Annotated in this window: 9 protein-coding genes; 6 read left to right on the top strand and 3 right to left on the bottom strand. The window is 45.2% G+C overall.

Translation table 11 applies throughout. The annotated features are described in order from the left end of the window. Nucleotide 1 precedes the first annotated feature (1 nt). On the top strand, nucleotides 2-1,012 hold the full coding sequence (locus tag DXA54_RS17965) for a type II toxin-antitoxin system HipA family toxin (protein ID WP_004322628.1): 1,011 nt from the start codon (nucleotides 2-4) through the stop codon (nucleotides 1,010-1,012). Between the two features lie 87 nt (nucleotides 1,013-1,099). On the opposite strand, the gene DXA54_RS17960 is transcribed toward DXA54_RS17965, so the two are convergent. Continuing rightward, complete coding sequence (locus tag DXA54_RS17960; protein WP_004322625.1) at nucleotides 1,100-2,011, bottom strand: helix-turn-helix domain-containing protein; 912 nt, start codon at nucleotides 2,009-2,011, stop codon at nucleotides 1,100-1,102. A gap of 223 nt (nucleotides 2,012-2,234) precedes the next feature. Between DXA54_RS17960 and DXA54_RS17950 the strand changes: the two genes are divergently transcribed. Genes DXA54_RS17950 through DXA54_RS17940 form a run of 3 tightly spaced genes read left to right on the top strand, consistent with a single transcriptional unit; the run spans nucleotide 2,235 to nucleotide 7,912 of the window. Beyond that, entirely contained in the window at nucleotides 2,235-3,341 is a 1,107-nt protein-coding gene (locus DXA54_RS17950; protein ID WP_008646951.1) for an efflux RND transporter periplasmic adaptor subunit, read from the top strand. A 14-nt stretch (nucleotides 3,342-3,355) separates the two neighbouring features. Continuing rightward, the gene (locus DXA54_RS17945) at nucleotides 3,356-6,535 is read left to right on the top strand and encodes an efflux RND transporter permease subunit (protein WP_120080223.1); all 3,180 of its coding nucleotides are present in this window, start codon (nucleotides 3,356-3,358) and stop codon (nucleotides 6,533-6,535) included. Nucleotides 6,536-6,547: 12 nt separating this feature from the next. Continuing rightward, nucleotides 6,548-7,912, top strand: a complete 1,365-nt coding sequence (locus tag DXA54_RS17940) for an efflux transporter outer membrane subunit (protein WP_120080235.1) — start codon at nucleotides 6,548-6,550, stop codon at nucleotides 7,910-7,912. Nucleotides 7,913-8,066: 154 nt separating this feature from the next. Here the strand turns inward: DXA54_RS17940 and DXA54_RS17935 are convergent, their stop codons facing one another. Beyond that, complete coding sequence (locus DXA54_RS17935; protein ID WP_120080221.1) at nucleotides 8,067-11,990, bottom strand: hybrid sensor histidine kinase/response regulator transcription factor; 3,924 nt, start codon at nucleotides 11,988-11,990, stop codon at nucleotides 8,067-8,069. Further along, complete coding sequence (locus DXA54_RS17930) at nucleotides 11,920-14,406, bottom strand: glycosyl hydrolase family 95 catalytic domain-containing protein (protein WP_243647663.1); 2,487 nt, start codon at nucleotides 14,404-14,406, stop codon at nucleotides 11,920-11,922. The genes DXA54_RS17935 and DXA54_RS17930 overlap by 71 nt, the downstream gene beginning before the upstream one ends. Before the next feature lie 485 nt (nucleotides 14,407-14,891). On the opposite strand from DXA54_RS17930, the gene DXA54_RS17925 reads away from it, so the two are divergent. Further along, on the top strand, nucleotides 14,892-16,625 hold the full coding sequence (locus tag DXA54_RS17925; RefSeq protein WP_004312058.1) for an ATP-binding protein: 1,734 nt from the start codon (nucleotides 14,892-14,894) through the stop codon (nucleotides 16,623-16,625). Between the two features lie 838 nt (nucleotides 16,626-17,463). Continuing rightward, nucleotides 17,464-20,790 carry a SusC/RagA family TonB-linked outer membrane protein gene (locus tag DXA54_RS17920; protein WP_165863267.1) on the top strand — a complete coding sequence of 1,109 codons (3,327 nt, stop codon included), beginning with the start codon at nucleotides 17,464-17,466 and terminating at the stop codon, nucleotides 20,788-20,790. Nucleotides 20,791-20,801: the final 11 nt, after the last annotated feature.

Genomic DNA, 20,801 nt, shown 5'->3' with positions numbered 1-20,801 from the left:
AATGGAAACAGATACTCATATTTGTCCCTCACTTTTACGGGAGACTGGCGGAGAAAGCGGATACTCACCCAAAGCCTTGAAACAGCTTTTTGACGGAGAAAATATATCTTGTGAATTGCCTTATAAGCATTTTGATGATAATGTCGGCATTGATATCTTCAATAACAATAGCAAACGCATATCTGTTTCAGGAGTCCAGATTAAGTATTCTTTAGTTGCCGATGACGGGATATTGCGATTAACCAAAGAGGGAGAACAAGGCGAATTCATATTAAAGCCTGTCCCTAATAATCTTCGTAACAAGGAGTTTTGTCCTGCTAACGAACATTTGACAATGCAGATAGCTGCGCAAGTATATGGGATTCCGACAGCTCCTAATGGATTATGCTTTTTTCAGGACGGAACCCCTGCTTATTTTGTACGACGTTTTGATTTGTCGGAGAAAGGAAAGTTACAAAAGGAGGATTTTGCTTCTTTAGCCGGGCTTACCAGGAAAAATGGAGGTTCCGATTATAAATATGATAATCTGGCTTATGAAGAGTTCGCAGGAATTATAGATAAATACAGTTCTGTGCCACAAGTAGATAAACTACGTTTCTTTGAGCTTGTTTTATTCAATTTTGTCTATTCTAACGGCGACGCTCATTTAAAGAACTTTTCTTTATTGGAAGAGAAAAAAGGAAGATTCCGCCTATCTCCTGCATACGATTTATTGAATACTCATCTCCATATAAACGATGGTATCTTTGCCATGAGCAAAGGTCTGTTTGTTAATCCTGAATCGGATTATTTCGGTGCTGCATCGGCGGTTACAGGAAAAACATTCTATTATTTTGGTTTGAAAATAGGCCTACCCGAACGTTTGGTAAACTCTTGTCTGGAGAAATATACTAAGGTATATGAATTAACAGATAAACTGATTGAACATTCTTTCCTTTCTAAAGAACTGAAACAGCAATATAGACTTATGTATAAGTCAAGAATCGGGAGTTATCTTAGTGTTATTGAGTAATAATGTGCACATTATTACTCATTTTTTATAGTAAGATGAGCAAGACTCCCAAAAAGATTTTTCTAACATAAGAATCTATTCTTTTTGTCATTCTTCTTTTCTGTTCCGATAATTGGCCGGTGATGTTCCCAAATGCGCTTTTACGTATTTCCCGAAAAAGGACTGATTGGGGAAGTTGAACTCTTCCGCAATTTCCTTGATAGACTTTTCCGAACGTTTTAATCGGTATTTGATATGCTCCACGGCAGTTTCATTAATCAAATCCAACGGAGTCCTGCCACACGCCTGTTTGATGACTTTCGAGAAATGCTTCGGAGTGTAGCAAAGCTCGTTGGCAAAATAACTCACCGAACGGTGCATACCCTTGTCCTTCGATAACAGTTCCATGAACTTCCGCAAAATGTAATTCACCTGTTTGATGCCTTCTTTCGAACCTTCCGTGTTGCCGGCAGCTTCCATTTCCTTGTGAAGCTGTCCCAGCATTTCGCAAAAGATAGCGGAAAAGAGATATTGCATCACTTCTTTGTGGTAGCAATGAGGCTCATCGTTTATCTTGGCTATAATTAAATCCCGGTAGAATCCGAAGAAAGTTTTATCCTCCCCGTTGCCAACCGACTTCACCGGATTGTTGTGGATATGAATGGCAGTATTCCACGTTTCCTTTTCCATTTTAATAATACGTTGCAGGAAACGGGTAGAGAATCCGGCAAGCCTGACTTTATATTTAGGACTAAGCATCGTATGACTGATAATCGTGTTGGGCAGACCGAGCAGCAGCTCGCCTGCCTGCAACTTGTAGGTCCGGTAGTTGACGTCCAGCTGGATGCACCCTTCTATGCAAACCGCGATGAGAAAACAATTCAGTTTGATTGTATCATTACTATAAGGAGTCCCCTCCAGACTGTTGACTATCGCAAAGTCATCATCTATATAATCAAGGACGTGCTGACTGTCCTTAAAATCCTCTATATCCACCGTAATAATGTTCTCTTTTTCCATGTTCTTTCCTTTTTTACTTTTTGCAAAGTTGGTGAATAATCGGGAAAACAGAATGTCCCATACTTCTTCAGATTTGTTTGATATGTCGTTTATTGCCAAATAGTTAGCTGTAATAAACGTAAATGGCGAGAATGGGACATTTATGGAGGGAAATTGGTCACTGTTGCCTTGTTCTTTTCTCCTACTTTTGTCCAGGATTTAACAAAAGATCAAAAGAGAAAGTATGATTACAGTAAGCAAAAAATGGATACGGCTGATAGGGATTGTCGGTTGTACAGTGTGGATGGCATCTTGCAAGCAGGCATCGGATGCGGGAGTGAAATCTTCTTCTTATGCAGTAATGCAGATAGAAGCGGTGGATAAGGAATTTTCTTCTTCCTATTCGGCGAGCATACGTGGGCGACAGGATATTGATATTTATCCACAGGTGTCGGGAACGATTGAGAAACTCTGTGTGACCGAAGGACAGAAAGTACGCCGGGGACAATTACTCTTCGTTATCGACCAGGTTCCTTACAAGGCTGCACTGAAAACTGCCACTGCCAATGTAGAAGCAGCACGTGCCGGGCTGGGTACCGCCGAACTGACTTACAAGAGCAACAAAGAACTGTATGCACAGAAAGTTGTTTCCGAATTTAGTCTGAAAACAGCCGAGAACACTTATCTCACTGCCAAGGCACAACTCTCACAGGCCGAAGCCCAGGAAATCAGTGCCCGCAACAACCTTTCTTATACCGAGGTGAAAAGTCCCAGTGACGGAGTAGTAGGCGCATTGCCTTATCGCGTGGGTGCATTGGTAGGTGCTAATATGCCTTATCCGCTTACCACAGTCAGCGACAACTCGGATATGTATGTCTATTTTTCCATGACCGAGAATCAGTTGCTTGCCCTTACCCGCCAGTATGGTGATATGGATGAGGCATTGAAGAATATGCCGGAAGTGGAATTGCACTTGAACGACAATTCGGTTTATGATAAGAAAGGTGTCATTGAATCCATCAGCGGAGTCATCGACCGCCAGACGGGTACTGTCGTAGCACGTGTGGTGTTCCCCAACGAATCACGGTTGCTTCATAGCGGAGCATCGGGCACGGTAGTAGTGCCGAGTATCTATAAAGACTGTATTGCCATTCCGCAGACGGCTACCGTGCGGATGCAGGACAAGACTATTGTATATAAGGTAGTGGACGGTAAGGCTGTCTCTACCCTGATAACTGTGGCCGGTATCAATGACGGACGCGAATATGTAGTGTTGAGCGGACTGAAAGCCGGTGATGAAATTGTATCGGAAGGCGCCGGACTGGTGCGCGAAGGCACGCAAGTTAAATAAGAAGGAGACTGATTATGAAAGGAAATATGTTTATAAAGAGGCCGGTGATGGCAATCTCCATTTCCGTATTGATTCTGGCTATCGGGCTTATTTCACTCTTCACGTTGCCCGTGGAGCAATATCCCGATATTGCACCTCCGACGGTATATGTGACTGCCAGCTATACCGGTGCTGATGCCGAGGCAGTGATGAACAGTGTCATCATGCCCCTGGAAGAGAGTATCAACGGTGTGGAAGACATGATGTATATCAGTTCGAGTGCCTCCAATGCAGGTTTGGCTATTATTCAGGTTTACTTCAAACAGGGCACAGACCCCGATATGGCAGCAGTCAACGTACAGAACCGTGTAGCTAAGGCGCAGGGATTACTTCCGGCCGAAGTGACGAAAGTCGGTGTAAGCATGATGAAGCGCCAGACCAGTTTCTTGCAGATCGGTGCTTTGGTCTGCACTGATGGCCGTTATGACCAGACTTTCCTGGCCAATTACTTGGACATCAATGTTATTCCCCAGATAAAACGTATTGAGGGAGTGGGAGACGTCATGGAGCTGGGTGATACGTATAGTATGCGTATCTGGCTGAAACCGGAACGGATGGCACAATACGGGCTGGTACCGTCGGACATCACCGCTGTACTGGGTGAGCAGAATATTGAAGCTCCTACCGGTTCGCTGGGTGAGAGTTCGCAGAACGTTTTCCAGTTTACGATGAAATATCGCGGACGCCTGAAGAGCGTGGAGGAATTTCAGAATACGGTTGTCCGTTCGCGTGAGGACGGATCGATACTCCGCTTGAAAGATGTGGCGGAAGTAGAGCTGGGCACTATGACATATAGTTTCCGTAGTGAGATGGACAGTCAGCCTGCCGTTCTCTATATGATTTTCCAGACAGCCGGTTCCAATGCTACCGCTGTTAATAAAGAGATTACCGCGCAGATAGAGCGGATGGAGAAAAATCTGCCGGAAGGAACGGAGTTTGTCACCATGATGAGTTCGAACGACTTCCTTTTCGCTTCCATACACAATGTGGTGGAGACACTGATTATTGCCATCATCCTGGTAATCCTTGTGGTATATTTCTTCTTGCAGGATCTTAAAAGCACTCTTATCCCTTCCATCTCCATTATCGTATCATTGGTAGGTACGTTTGCCTGTCTGGTGGCTGCGGGATTCAGTCTGAATATCCTGACGCTGTTTGCCTTGGTGCTTGCCATCGGTACGGTGGTGGATGATGCTATTGTGGTGGTGGAAGCGGTGCAGTCCAAGTTTGATGCCGGGTATAAGTCGCCTTATCTTGCCACTAAAGATGCAATGGGCGATGTGACGATGGCTATCGTTTCCTGTACCTGTGTGTTTATGGCTGTGTTTATTCCCGTTACATTTATGGGAGGAACTTCGGGCGTGTTCTATACACAGTTCGGTATCACAATGGCAACTGCCGTAGGTATCTCCATGATTTCGGCCTTGACGCTTTGTCCTGCTTTGTGCGCCATCATGATGCGTCCGTCGGACGGAACCAAGAGCGCTAAGAGTATTAACGGACGGGTACGCGCTGCGTATAATGCTTCGTTCAATGCCGTACTGGGTAAATATAAGAGAGGTGTGATGTTCTTCATCCGCCATCGTTGGATGGTATGGACTTCGTTGGCAGTTGCCGTTGCCCTGTTGGTTTATCTGATGAGTACCACCAAGACGGGACTTGTGCCGCAGGAGGATCAGGGTGTTATCATGGTGAATGTCAGCATTTCACCGGGAAGCACGCTCGAAGAAACAACGAAGGTGATGGACCGTTTGGAAAATATCCTGAAAGATACACCTGAAATAGAACACTATGCCCGCGTGGCAGGGTATGGACTTATATCCGGGCAGGGAACTTCTTACGGTACAATCATTATCCGCTTGAAGGACTGGAGTGAACGAAAAGGTAAGGAACATAGCTCGGATGCCGTGGTTTCCCGCCTCAATGCACAATTCCAATCTTTAAAGGAAGCGCAAGTATTCAGCTTCCAGCCTGCCATGATTCCGGGTTACGGTATGGGTAACTCCCTCGAACTGAACCTTCAGGACATGACGGGTGGAGATTTGGCTACGTTCTATGAAGCGGCTATACAGTTCCTCGGTGCTTTGAACCAGCGTCCGGAGGTAGCAATGGCTTATACCTCTTATGCTATCAACTTCCCGCAGATATCGGTGGAAGTGGATGCTGCCAAATGTAAGCGTGCGGGTATTTCGCCAAGTGCGGTGCTCGATGCAGTGGGGAGCTATTGCGGTGGTGCGTATATTTCCAACTACAATCAGTATGGTAAAGTATATCGTGTGATGATGCAGGCTTCACCTGAATATCGTCTCGACGAACAGGCATTGAACAATATGTTTGTACGCAATGGCACGGAGATGGCTCCGGTAAGCCAGTTCGTAACGCTGAAGCAAGTGCTGGGACCGGAAACGGCCAACCGTTTCAATCTTTACAGTACCATCACTGCCAATGTGAATCCTGCCGACGGTTACTCTTCCGGTGAGGTGCAGAAAGTCATTGAAGAAGTAGCCGCACAATCTTTGCCGGCAGGCTACGGATACGAATATGGTGGTATGGCACGCGAAGAAGCAAGTAGCGGTGGTGCACAGACAGTCTTTATCTATGCGATTTGTGTCTTCCTGATCTATCTGATTCTGGCCTGTCTTTACGAGAGTTTCCTCGTGCCGTTTGCCGTTATCTTCTCTGTGCCGTTCGGACTGATGGGTTCGTTCCTTTTCGCCAAATTCCTTGGATTGGAGAATAATATCTATCTGCAGACAGGGGTGATTATGTTAATCGGTTTGTTGGCTAAGACAGCAATTCTGATTACAGAGTACGCCATAGAGCGCCGTCGCAAAGGAATGGGTATCGTGGAATCTGCTTACTCTGCCGCACAAGTCCGCTTGCGTCCTATCCTGATGACGGTATTGACGATGATTTTCGGTATGCTTCCACTGATGTTCTCTTCCGGTGCAGGTGCCAACGGTAACAGTTCGCTGGGTACGGGTGTAGTAGGCGGTATGGTTGTCGGGACACTGGCATTGCTCTTTGTCGTTCCGGTTTTCTACATCATCTTTGAATTTTTGCAGGAAAAAATCCGCAAACCGATGGAGGAGGAAGCAGACGTACAGGTGCTTTTAGAGAAAGAAAAGAGTGAAGTTGAACGCGAACGTAACTAAATGAAAGAAAGAATGAAGAAGAATATCATCACATTAGTTGCCATCAGTCTGTCGTTGAGCGGTTGTGGCATCTATACCAAATACAAACCCGCCACTATCGTCCCCGACCATCTTTATGGGGAGGAAGTGGTGGCCGAGGACACTGCCAGTCTGGGTAATATGGACTGGCGGGAACTTTTCACCGATCCTTATCTGCAATCCCTCATCGAAGTGGGATTACAGACTAATACCGACTATCAGTCCGCCCAGCTTCGTGTGGAACAGGCACAGGCGGCACTGATGTCTGCCAAACTTGCTTTTCTGCCTGCTTTTGCCCTTTCCCCGCAGGGAACGGTGAGCAGTTTTGATACACACAAGGCTACGCAGGCTTATTCATTGCCCGTTACTGCCAGTTGGGAACTGGACGTATTCGGTCGTATGCGCAATGCCAAAAAACAGGCGAAAGCACTTTATGCTCAAAGCGAGGATTATCGTCAGGCTGTCCGTACCCAGTTGATGACAGGCATAGCCAATACTTACTATACCCTGCTGATGCTGGATGAGCAACTCGACCTTTCCCGTCAGACGGAGACGGCATGGAAAGAAACCGTGGCCTCCACCCGCGCTCTGATGAATGCCGGACTGGCGAACGAATCCGCTGTGTCGCAGATGGAGGCGGCCTATTATCAGGTGCAGGGTTCGGTTCTCGATTTGCAGCAGCAGATCAATCAGGTGGAGAACAGTCTTGCCTTATTATTGGCGGAGACGCCACGCAACTATGAGCGTGGTGTATTGGCAAAGCAACAGTTTCCTGCCGACTTCTCGATAGGGATTCCTGTACGGATGCTTTCTTCCCGTCCGGATGTCCGCTCGGCAGAACGGACGCTGGAAGCGGCGTTCTATGGCACCAATGCGGCACGTTCGGCTTTCTATCCTTCCATCACTTTGAGCGGGAGTGCCGGATGGACAAACTCTGCCGGGGCGATGATTATCAATCCGGGCAAGTTTCTCGCGTCAGCGGTAGGTTCGCTTACGCAGCCGCTCTTTAACAGAGGGCAGGTGGTGGCACAATACCGCATTGCCCGTGCGCAACAGGAAGAAGCAGCGCTCGGCTTTCAGCAAACGTTGCTCAATGCCGGTAGTGAGGTGAATGATGCGTTGATTGCCTATCAAACCAGTCAGGGAAAAAGAATCTTGCTGGATAAACAGATCACTTTCCTGCAAACGGCTCTGCGAAGCACTACTCTGTTGATGGAGCATGGTAATACAACCTATCTGGAAGTCCTTACCTCCCGGCAGTCATTGCTTAGTGCGCAACTATCGCAGACGGCCAATCATTTTACTGAAATACAAAGTTTAATTAACCTATACCGTGCTTTAGGGGGAGGTCAGGAATAAACTGTATCATACTCTCTGTTTTCTAATTTAATGAAAGAAGGGCTGCCGGAGAAGTGATTCTGTGGCAGCCCGTTTTGTAATCGGTCAATATACGGTGCATTGGCTTGCAGCCGGAAACTTCAGCCAGCATAAAGAAAGAATAATGATGGTATTATTATTGATCAGTCAGACCTTTCTTTTTCCTTTCTTTATATTGACTGGGCGTCTCTCCCGTATATTGCTTGAATGTCGTACTGAAATAACTCGGAGTGGTAAATCCGGTTTTCTCTGCAATTTCAGAGAAGGGCATATCCGTGCCGGATATCAATGTAATAGCTTTTTCTATACGGAGCTTACTGATATATTCGTTCGCTCCCATGCCTGTAAGTGCTTTCAGCTTGTTATAAAGCGAAGAACGCCCCAATCCTACTTCCTGGCAGATAAACTGGATGCCCAGGTTGGTATTATCTATATTTTCCTGGATGATACTATTCAGTTTAATCAGGAATGTTTCGTCTGTCAGGCTGATTGTACTTTCTTCCGGTGTGGGGATTAATCCTGCATTCAGATACCTTTTCTTGGTATATTCCCGGTTTTTCAACCGGTTGCGGATAAGTTCCATTAGCATTTCCACTTCGAAAGGTTTGCTTAAATATCCGTCCGCTCCATTCTTATAGCCGCTTATCAGGCTTTGCTTGTCATCCTTGGCAGTCAGCAGGATAACAGGGATATGGCTGATGGCAATATCCTCTTTAATCGTTTTGCAAAGCTCGTAGCCGTTCATCCGGGGCATCATCACGTCACTGACTATAATATCAGGGACATGGCTTCTGACCAGTTGAAGGGCTTCCACCCCGTCTCCGGCGATAATTATCCGTTTGAAGTATCCTTCGAACGTTCTTTTCAGAAAGTCTGTCATATCCGGATTGTCATCCACTACGAGAATAGTGTATGGAGTGGTATCGAATACTTCTTTTACGGATGGCAGCCCGCTGTTTTCATCCATCATCAACTCGTTCAGATAAGCTTTTGGCTCGCAGATGATTTCTTCCAGTTCCTGCCTCAACGGCAACTCAAAGAAAAAGCTGGCTCCGGTTTCTTCATTATCCTGTGCCCCGATAGAGCCGCCGTGTAGTTCCACCAGAATCTTGGAGTAGGACAAGCCGACTCCTGTTCCGCTCTGTTCTCCTGTTCCCTGGTAGAATCGGGTAAAGAGCTTGTGCGTATCCACTTGCTTCAGTCCGCATCCTTGGTCGATGACGGAGATACGCACCCGGTTTTCTTCAGGCAGCAGTTCCGAAGCAATCGTTATTTCCGTGTCCTGCGGACTGTGTTTCAAGGCATTGATAAGCAGGTTACTTAAGATAATCTCGCATTTGTCCTTATCGAAACTGACTTTCTCTATCCGTGGGTCGAGCTGATAGCGGATATGCACATTCTTTGCTTCCCCCTCACTGATAAAATCCTGCGAAACGTGTTCAATCCATTGATTGAGTGGATGAGGCTGAATTTGCAGTTTACTCTCCCCTACTTCCATTTTCCGTACGTCGAGTACCATATTAATCAAGTTCTTCATCCGTTGTGCCTGCCGGTAGATGGCTTTTAACGGCAGATATTGGCTGTCTCCGGAAGAGAGCGACTTCAAAATCTGATTGAGTGGCGCATGAATAAGCGTCAGCGGAGTCCGTAGTTCGTGGCTGATATTGATAAGAAAACGTACCTTTTCCTCGTACATCTGTTTCTCATGCTCTTTCATCGCCCATTTCAGTTTTTCCTGATTACGCTTCAATGTTCTGCGGAAAGTTTCGATGATTATGGTGGCAATGAGAATGGCACAACCAAGAATGAACCACCACGTGCGATACCACGGTGGGAGTACGGTTAGTTCCAGTATTTTCTGGTTGGGAATCCAACTGCCGTCTTTCGCTGTGCATGAAGCCATAATTTTGTAATTGCCCGGCGGCAATGACCGGATTACCAATTCCGGCTGGTACGATTCGATATACTGGTCGTTCAGCCCTTCTATCCGGTAGCGGTAGACTTTCTTGCGGAAGATATCCTCTTCTTTCGACATGATTCGGATAGTGATATTGCTGTCCCATGGGACAGAGATTGCTGCCGGATGACTATATAGCTTGTTCTGTGCAGGCTCACCGTTGATGATAATATCCAACAGTTGCAGTTCCGGCATTTCCGATGTATTCAGCAGCAACTGGCCGTCAATGCGCAGCATACCCTTTACACCGCCGATATAGACATCCCCCTCATTGTTTACCAACCGGGCGTTGGGCAGATATTCGTTTTGGATAGCTCCGTTCGACTCTCCGAAGAGAACAAACTTCTGTTCCTGTATGAGCCAGGCGAAAAGCAGATTATCCGCACCTATCCATACTTTGCCCCTCTGGTCGCATTGCACCATGTTGACTTCGGTAAACAGGTTGGTAGGGATGTGCGTCTGCTTTTGGGAAACGGGGTTGTAGTGGATAAGGCCGAAATTGCTTCCTATCCAGAAATCGCCGTGCTCGTCGTGTGACGCCGAACTGATTACGGTATCCTGATAACATTCGAAGGTTGTTTTCAGCAAGGAATCCCCGTCATGCAGTTCGTAGATATGTTTGAAGTCGTTGATATAAGTCCGATTGTTCTCGTGCTTGAAGGGGACGAGCGTGCCGACAATACTTTTCCCTTCTTCTCCGGTGACCTTGTCGAATTTCTTTTCTTTCAGGTGATACTGGTAGACATGGTCGCCCAGTAATAACACGGTGTTAGGGGTGTTCTGATATAAGTTGACCGATTTTCCCCGGTTGCAAAGTTGCGTCGTTGTTTCTTTGTCGACAATGGTAAAAGGTTGTTTCTCCCCGGTTGCGGGATTGAATACAAATACTCCTTTGGAGAAAAGGGAAATCAGTAGTTTTCCGGGAGTGAATCCGCTGATAAACGCTATTTTATCGTTCCAGGTAGAAAGATAATGGGTGAATTTCTCGGTACGCGGGTTAAAGAGGTTGATACCGCCGCCGTCCGTACCAATCCAGATACTGTCGGGCGATTGGCGGTAAAGGCTTCGCACGGTGCTGTTGCTTAGTCCGCGGTCGTTTCCGGGGACTACGTCGGTGTAGGTTTTCATGAACACTTCCCGGATGCTGATCAATCCGTTGCAGGTGCTTCCTGCCCATATATTGTTGTTGTGGTCGTTGTGCAGGCAGAGAATAGAGTTGGCGGGGAGAGAGTAGTTTTCACGTCCCGGGATATATTCCAGTTGGAAGATTTCCCCGGTTTCGGGGGTGAGGATATTGATTCCGCCGCCGTCCGTTCCTATCCACAGTTGCCCTTCCCTTTCGGCGAGGCTTAGGACGATGTCGTTACTGAGGGCGGAGTTGCGGGTGGAGTACGAAGCCAGTAGTTTGCCGTCGTATGAGTAGCAACGAAGTCCGCCGCTGTAAGGAGCAATCCATATTCTTTTCCGGCTGTCGGTCATCATGGTGGTAATTTCCGGCCCGCAGTCGAAAGGGGGGCGTCTGTGCTCTCCGGTATGCAGATCTACGAGGTATATGCCTGTCCAACGGCTGCAACAGAGCAACGTCTTTGAATCCCACATACTGAGAGCGTTGATTTTAAAAGAGTTGGCGTTGAAATATTGCAGAAGCCGGAGAGAAGAATCGTCATAACTATATTTGTAAATCCTGTCCTTGCCGCCGAAGAGGATTCCGTCCGGGACAAGGCAGAAAGAATAGGCGGTGATATTTTTCCCGTCCTCGTCCGTGGGGAACGTGAAGTCGTTGCTCTGCTGCTGGTAGCGGGCAATACCTTTTTCAGTCAGTACCCAGATATTGTGTTGCTTGTCTTCGGCAATCTGATAAATCAGGTTGTGGAGAAGCGAGTTCGGGTCGTTTGCCTGGTGTTTGTATCTTTTCAGTTCGTGCCCGTCGAACTTTCCCAGTCCCGATTTGGTGCCTATCCATACGAAACCTTGCTCATCCCGGAGAATACAGCGCACGTTGGACGGCAGCCCTTCTTTCAGAGAGATTTGTTTAAAGTAATAGTGTTCTGCCCGGAGAGGGAGAACACCGACTAACTGTATGATAAAGAAAAGGCTTGACAGAACAGCGTATTTTGTTTTCTTTTACGGTCTTGAACTTGAGCGTCATGTCTCCGTATCTTACGTTGCAGGGAACCCCGGATTTGGAATGAATGATAGCTTTCTCCAGTTGTCCCTCTTTCCAGGAGACAGAAACCTCAAAATTCCCTTTGGCGCAGATTCCGCTTATCGAGCCGTTTGCCCAGGCATCCGGCAAAGCGGGAAGAAGTTGGATGAATCCCATGTGGCTTTGCAATAACATCTCGGTTATTCCTGCCGTACCACCGAAGTTTCCGTCTATCTGGAAAGGCGTATGGGTATCCCAGAGGTTATCCAACGTACCGTTTTTCAACAAATTGCCGTACAGTTTATACGCATGGTTTCCGTCTTGCAGTCGTGCCCATTGGTTGAGTTTCCAACCCATGCTCCAGCCGGTAGCGCCGTCTCCGCGATGTTCCAGTACCACTTTGGCTGCCTGTGCAAGTTCGGGGGTAGTCACGGGAGAGATGGTATGTCCCGGATGCAATCCGAACAGGTGGTTGACGTGCCGGTGTTCATCTTTCGGATCGTCTATGTCGGTAGACCATTCCAGTAACTGGCCGTAGCGTCCTATGCGGTACGGAACGAGTTTGGTCAATACGTTTTCCCATTGCTTGCGCTCTTTGGCGTCCGTTCCGAGTACCTTGCTTGCCTGGATAGCGTCCAGTAATATTTCACGTACTACGGCATGCGCGAAAGTGACTCCCTCGTCCACCGGACCGTGTTCGGGAGAGGTGGAAGGCGCGGCGGTGTAAGTCCCGTCGGGCTTGTGCCACAAGTGGTCTACCGCAAACTGTGCGCTGCTTTTGATAAGGTCGTAGCCGATTTCCTTTAAGAATTTCGTGTCACGCGTATAATCATAATACTCCCATATATGCGTTGCCAGCCACGGACCGGCAGTAGGATTCAGGTTCCATGCCATAGATTTGCTGGATAAGGGAGCTGTGAATCCGGAGATATTGGCAGAGATGGACGCTGTCCACCCGCGGGCGTTGAAATAGGCTTGCGCTGTTTTCTCGCCAGGTTTTACCAGACTACGTATAAAGTCTATCAAAGGCCATGTACATTCCGGAAGATTGGTGGGGCACGCAGGCCAGTAGTTCATTTGAATGTTGATATTATTGTGGTAATCTACCCGCCACGGGCCGTCGGTATTGTTGTGCCACAATCCTTGCAGGTTGGCGGGCATATTGCCGGGGCGTGAACTGGCTATGAGCAGGTAACGTCCGAACTGATAGTATAATTGTTCGAGCTGATAGTCCGGCGTACCTTTCTTATAGTTAGCCAGTCGTTTGTAGGTCGGCAGGTTGGGACTGCCGATTTCCTGATTAATTTCAAAACGTACCCGATTGAACAGTGCGGTATAATCGGCTTCGTGATTACGATAAAGCTCGTCATAACCTTTTTTCAGGACATTGTTCATCATAGCCAGAGTCGTTTGTGACGGGTCGTTGCCGACGTAGGCTTTCGGGTCTTTGAAGTCCGGGGCAAAGTTCATCTTATAATCGGTGTCTGCCGTAAGCAGGAATACCACTTCGTCAGCATCCTTCACAATAATCCGGTCGTTTTCTGCTTTCAGTGTTCCCCCTTTGTGGATAGCTTTGATTCGGAAAGCGAATTTCATTCCGTTGTTATTGAGAACTCCGGTATATACTAATCCGTCGTTTCCATCTGCTTCCAGATGGCTTTTTGCTTCGTTGTTGGGACAATAGCTAAGCACAAGATTCTGTTTTCCGCCTTTGTCGGCAGTAAACTTCATGACCATGACACTGTCCGGATAGGATATGAAATATTTTCGTTGATACCGTATCCCGTCCTTATCGAATTGCACCACGGCCATAGCCGAATCCAATGACAGGATGCGGCGGTAACTGCTCATGTTGATTTCGCTGAGTCCGGTTTCCACATAAAGTTCTCCCATCGTGGTAAAAGCACCGAAGCGGAACGGAGTCTCGTCTTTTTCTTCATAAGCTCCCAGCCCGTTGAAGTTTTCTTGTGTGAGATACCCCGCCTTTTGGGAATCTCCGTCCAGAAAAGCCTGTCGTATTTCTTTCAATACACCTGCCGACTGTTTGTTTACATTCCAATAATATTCGGCGCCTTTGGCAGTATTCGGTCCACCTTTCCAAAGCGTCTTTTCATTCAGTGTGATTCGTTCCGCGGATATGGAGCCCATGATATTTGCTCCCAGACTACCATTCCCGATGGGTAGCGAACGGCTTTCCCATGTCTTGTCCGGATTCGCCCCTGTGCCCGAAGCGCGTAGCCAGACAGCTTGTCCGTCGAGATTGTTGGGAGTGTCGAACCATATGGAAAGTCCTTGTGTATAATCCACCGTTTCTATTGATGATGCAGTGAGTGAAAAGAGAGTGCAAAAAATAAGGAAGCAGAGTTTCTTCATAAGATGTATTATTTATAAGGAATGTGATGTGCAAAGGTATTGTTTTTTTAGGATTTCAGCGAACGGCCTGCTTTCGATTATAACCAATAAGCTTTTAAAAATCACCAAAAGTGCTTCTTTGTGTAGGTAGTAAGATGTTTCTAATGAGAAACTGTATGACGAAGGGCATAAGGACCTCATTGTAATATCGACCAAAATGAACATGTTTATAGATAAGGTCCGTAAGAAAGCAACGATGATGAATCCATTTCCTGTGGCAGCCCGCTTTGTTTCAATAATGCAACTTTCTTTATGACAGTTATTACCTAAACAGTTTCTGCTATAAATCTCATCCGGCTAATAGCATGAAAAAATAAAAGGATTTATGTCTGTCACTTCAATGCGGCAATCTTTCAACTTTCTTTCCCTTTCTTTGTTCTTTCTGCTGAAATATGCTACTTTTGTATTATCCTCATAGATATGAGAACTAAAGAAAGGAACAAATCATGGAAGAAGTAAAAAGAATCCCTTATGGAGTTTCCAACTTTGTGGAAGTGGTGGAGCAGAACCAATATTACGTGGATAAAACGATCTATCTGCCTTTGTTGGAAGAGCAACCCAGTAATTTGTTCTTTATCCGTCCCCGCCGCTTCGGCAAGAGCATCTTTCTGAGTATGCTCCGGGCTTATTATGACATCGCTCAAAGAGAAAAGTTTGATAAACGCTTCGGCAATCTATGGATAGGCAGTCGCCCTACACGGCTGCAAGGGACTTTCCAGATACTCTTTCTTGACTTTTCCCGTGCCAGCGGTGGTAGTGGTACGTTGGCCGAGAACTTCGACCGTTACTGCTGTATGGTCATGGATTTGTTCGGTATGTCCTATGAATCTTATTATTTTCCGGGATTTGCTCAGGAGATGAAAGCACAGCCCGATTTTGTAAGTAAACTGAATTATCTGAATCTTCATGCGGCTGAAACCGGAGCGCATCTTTATCTTATCATTGATGAATATGATAACTTCACCAATGTGGTGTTGAATGAGCAGGGCAAGGAAGTCTATCATGCGCTGACCCATGCTAGCGGCTTTTACCGTGAAATCTTCAAGAAGTTCAAAGGTATGTTTGAGCGCATCTTTATGACCGGTGTCAGCCCCGTGACGTTGGATGACTTGACTAGCGGATTTAATATCGGTTGGAATATCAGTACCAAGCACCAGTTTAATATGATGCTGGGATTCAGTGAAACGGATGTGCGTGAGATGCTCCAATACTATAAGGATGCCAGACAGTTGCCGGGCAATGTGGATATAAGTGCGATGATAGAGGAAATGCGTCCGTGGTATGACAATTATTGTTTTGCCGAAGAAAGTCTGGAACGTGACCCGAAGATGTTCAATTGTGACATGGTGCTCTATTATTTGCGCAACTATATGGATTTGGGCAAATCACCCAAAGAGATGATAGACCCCAACACCCGTACTGACTACAACAAGATGAAGAAACTCATCCGTTTGGACAAATTGGACGGTAATCGCAAAGGCGTGTTGCGCAAAATCACCGAAGAGGGGCAGATTATCACCACATTGACGACTACCTTTCCCGCTATTGATATCACCAAGCCGGAGATTTTTCCCAGTCTGCTCTTTTATTACGGTATGCTTACCATCACTGCTACTCGGGGCAACTATCTGGTGTTGAGTATTCCCAATAATAACGTGCGTAAGCAGTATTACGAATTTCTGTTGGAAGAATATCAGGATAACCGGCATATCAATCTGAATGACCTTGGCTTGATGTATTATGAAATGGCTTACGAAGGTCATTGGCGTGAAACGATGGAATTTATTGCTCATGCCTACAAGGAAAACTCTTCCGTGCGAAGCTCCATCGAAGGCGAGCGCAACTTGCAAGGCTTCTTTACTGCTTACCTGAGTACAAATGCCTATTACCTGATAGCTCCGGAACTAGAATTGAATCACGGTTATTGTGACCTGTTTCTTATGCCTGACTTGATACGCTATGACGTGAAGCACAGCTATATCATCGAACTGAAATACCTCTCCACCAAGGATTCCGAAGCGAAAGCCGAAGCCCAATGGCAAGAAGCTGTAGAGCAAATAAAAGGTTATGCCGTTGGTGCTAAGGTGCGTCAGATGGTGCACGGAACCGAGTTGCATTGTATTGTGATGCAGTTTCGCGGATGGGAACTGGAACGGGTGGAGGAAGTCATGCAGAAATAAGCTCAATTTATACTGTCATTTCTCATTTTAGGCAAAATATATCTGTAATTCCCTTATTTCAACAAAGAGTTGTCTGATTGCCAGACTTTGTATGATAAACTAATTTATGCGCTAAATCTATATATTTAGCTTGGTAGGCATATATACTCACCACGTGGGCTTATGGTTGCTTACCTGTGGACTGGAAATATTTTAGACAGAAGAACATAAGAACAAAAGATAAAGCAGTTATGTGTAATTATTATTGTAATAAAATAAGTGTTAAAGATGACTCAACCTATTAAAATGGATAAACAGATTTCTTAAACATTCCAAACGAAGAGTATGATTCTGTAATATATTGATATATAAATATTTATCTTTTATCTTTTTCCCTTTAAAACCAACGACCTGTTGCACACCGAGAAACAAAGTGTTCGACACCGAGAAACACATCGTTTCTCGGTGTCGAACAAATCGATAGATAAGGCTCGGAGTATAGAATAAACAAATCGTCCGTCTTTTTCTATTTTATGGATTATTCCATAGATATATGCATCAATATATATTCCCATAATTACCCTATTGCATCTGAAATGTAATATTATAGAGTATGGTACCGATTTTAAACTAATTTTTTGAAAAACAATCATTCCCCCCGATGAAATGGTTTGATTTGGTGAAAAGTGAATATTTAATGGCTATTTTTAAAATAACTCTTTTTAAAAGCTACCCTACCTTTGTGACAAGAATGTTAGTCGGAAAAGTTATCCCGGTTCTTCATTCTTAAATCTAATGCCTGTGAGATTTATTTTGTTCGCTAATAGAAATATGAATCTTTATTATTAAATGTAGTATTATGAAAAAAAAGAAGCTTATGAAGAAACAAAGCTGCTTTGTTGTTCTTTTGATGATGCTCCTGTTATTTCCTTCGGGAGCGTTTGCGCAGCAACAAATGATTAAAGGACAAGTGGTGGATGATAAGGGGGAAACCATTATTGGAGCTACGGTCATGGTAAAAGGGGCAAAAGAAGGTACGTTGACCGATATTGACGGTAACTTTTCTGTCAAAGGTAAAGTCGGCAATACCTTATCTATCTCTTATGTCGGTTTTTCTCCTCTCGAAGTAAAAGTGACAAAACTTGAAGGTAATCGTTTCATATTAAAGGAAGACTCGAAACTTCTTGATGAAGTCGTTGTGGTGGGTATGGACAAGCAGAAACGTAATACCATTACGGCTGCTGTGTCTACTGTAGCTTCCGATGCTATAGTCAATCGTCCTGTAACCGATTTGACCAGTGCCCTTCAAGGTAATGTAGCCGGTCTGAATTTTGTGACCGACGCAGCTCCTGACGGCGTTGGTGGTGAAACAGGCGCGGAAATCAAGTTCAATATCCGCGGTGTCGGTTCTATTAATGGTAACGGGGGCGAGCCTTATGTATTGGTGGACGGAGTGGAACAAAGCCTTCAGAACGTAAATCCAAATGATATCGAAACAATTAGTGTATTGAAAGACGCTTCTGCCGCTGCCGTATATGGTGCACGTGTCGCTTATGGTGTGGTATTAGTAACTACAAAAAGCGGTCGGCAGGAAAAGACACGGGTTTCTTATCGAGGCACAGTAGGTTTTAGTTCACCTATCAATATGCCGGAGATGATGAACTCTCTTGAGTTTGCTAAATATGTGAACGAACGGAATGATAATGATGGCGTGAATCATAAATTTTCTGACGCTCTTATAGAGAAGATGGAAGGATTCATGAAGAACCCCTATTCAGCAGAATTTCCAGGTATAGGTCCCAATCAAAACGGGACAGACTGGGCTTCTTCAATGGATGCGGTATATGCGAATACAGATTGGTTTGATTATTATTTTAAAGATACTGCTATTCGTCATTCACATAACCTGAGTGTAACCGAAGGTTCGGAAAAGTTCAACTATTATGTAGGTTTGGGTTACACTTATCAGGATGGTTTACTTGACAAGGTAGATGATAACCTGAGCAAATATAATGTAAATACGAAATTCCAGATTATAGCCAATAAATGGTTGAAGTTCAATTTCAATAATAATATAACATTGAGTATCCTTAAAAGGCCGATGGCCAACCAGACCATCTTTTATGGAACTCTTGGACAAACAATACCAAATGCTCCTACTCATTATCCGATTGATTCGGAATATAATGATGCTTCTGAGTTCCGTTATCTAAAAGAATCCCATTATGTACAGAACCGCATATCCGATGCAATGTCTTTTGCTGCTACCATTACCCCGTTACCGGGTTGGGATATTGTAGGGGAAATGAAAGTACGTTTTAATGTAGAAGACAACAGTTTCAAACGTGGATACCCTACAGTAGAAAAACCTGATGGAGAGTTAAAGGTTGACATAGGTACCAAGCAGGGATATGTATATCCGGGTATGGAATGGAAGAATTCCAAATGGGGTTCTTATACTCGCGGTAATGCATTTAATTATTATCTTTCTCCGAATGTATCGACATCTTACGTCCATACATGGGGAGAACACTACTTCAAGGCTATGGCAGGTTTTCAGATGGAGTTGCAGGAAAACTCCAATGGTTTCACTTATAAGGATGGAATTTTAGGTAGTGATATTTATTCATTTGCGAACTCCAATGGTACATTGTCTGCCGGTGAAGACCGTACTCATTGGTCCACAATGGGTATGTATGCCAAGTTGAACTGGAATTATCAGGAGACATATTTTCTGGAATTCAGTGGACGTTATGACGGTTCTTCCCGTTTTGCTCCCGGAAACCGTTGGGGATTCTTTCCTTCCTTCTCTGCCGGTTATGATATAGCTCGCACAAACTATTTCAAATCATGGAATCTTCCATTTTCCCAGTTGAAGTTGCGTGTTTCTTACGGACGCTTGGGTAATCAGAATGGCGCCGGATTGTATGATTATCTTGGAGTGATGGATTTGGTGTCAAACTCATCCAATGCTTGGTTACTGCCGGGAGTAAACGCCACTCCTGCCAAAGGAATGATTGCCAAAACTCCGAAAATGGTCAGTCCTTATATTACCTGGGAGAAGGTGGATAATGCCAATTTAGGTCTTGACCTGCTGTTATTGGATAACCGTCTGACAATAACTGCTGATATTTACCAGCGTACAACGCATGATATGATTGGTCCGGCTGAAGCAATTCCGGCTATCGGAGGTATCAGTAAAGACGACCGTGCAAAAGTAAATAATGCGACTCTCCGTAATCGTGGTTGGGAGTTGTCCGTCAATTGGCAGGATCAATTGAAATGCGGATTCAGTTATGGTGTCGGTTTTAATATATCCAATTACAAGGCAGTAGTCACGAAGTATAATAATCCTGAAGGACTGATATTCAATAACCATACCGGTCTGGCACGTAACAGAGGGTATTATGAGGGAATGGACATCGGTGAGATTTGGGGATATGAAGCTAATGATCTTTTCATGACTAACCGTGAAGTGGATGAATATTTGAGAACGGTAGACCTTAGCTTCTTTAAAGCTGACAACCAGTGGCAACGCGGTGACGTAAAATATATCGACTCCAATGGTGACGGGAAGGTAGACCCGGGAAAAGGAACTTTGGCGGATCATGGTGATTTGAAAGTAATCGGTAATACAACCCCTAAATATTCTTTCGGTATTAATCTGAATGCAGGCTATAAAGGATTTGGAATATCAGCTCTTTTCCAGGGAGTAGCCAAGAGACAATTCCCGATGGCAGGTGCTACTTACCTGTATGGAGGAAATTGTTACTTCAAAGAGCATCTTGATTATTTCAATGCATGGCATCCTGATGGATATTTACCACGCCTGACAGATAATTCTAAAGACAAAGAAGTGAATATAGGCTATAATACAACTCGTTATTTACTCAATGCAGCTTATATGCGTCTGAAGAACTTGACAGTCTCTTATTCTTTCAAACCACAATTGGTGGAAAAGATTGGCTTGAGTAATTTGAAAGTATATTTCACTTGCGATAATCTGTTTACAATTTCCAAGTTGCCGCAACAGTTTGACCCTGAAACACTGAATCAGGTGAATGGTTGGGTAGGAGGTAGTAATGCTTCTGCTCCCGCCCTTACTTCACCGCTGACTGCAAATGGTAACGGGCGAGTTTACCCATTGAACCGGAACTTTGTATTTGGAATTGACATCACATTTTAATTAGAGAGGAA

Origin of the sequence: Bacteroides sp. OF03-11BH, from assembly GCF_003604005.1 — a bacterium.
Taxonomy (GTDB): Bacteria; Bacteroidota; Bacteroidia; order Bacteroidales; family Bacteroidaceae; genus Bacteroides; species Bacteroides ovatus.
Note: the sequence above shows the minus strand (reverse complement) of the source record. Positions and strands in the feature narration are given on the sequence as shown.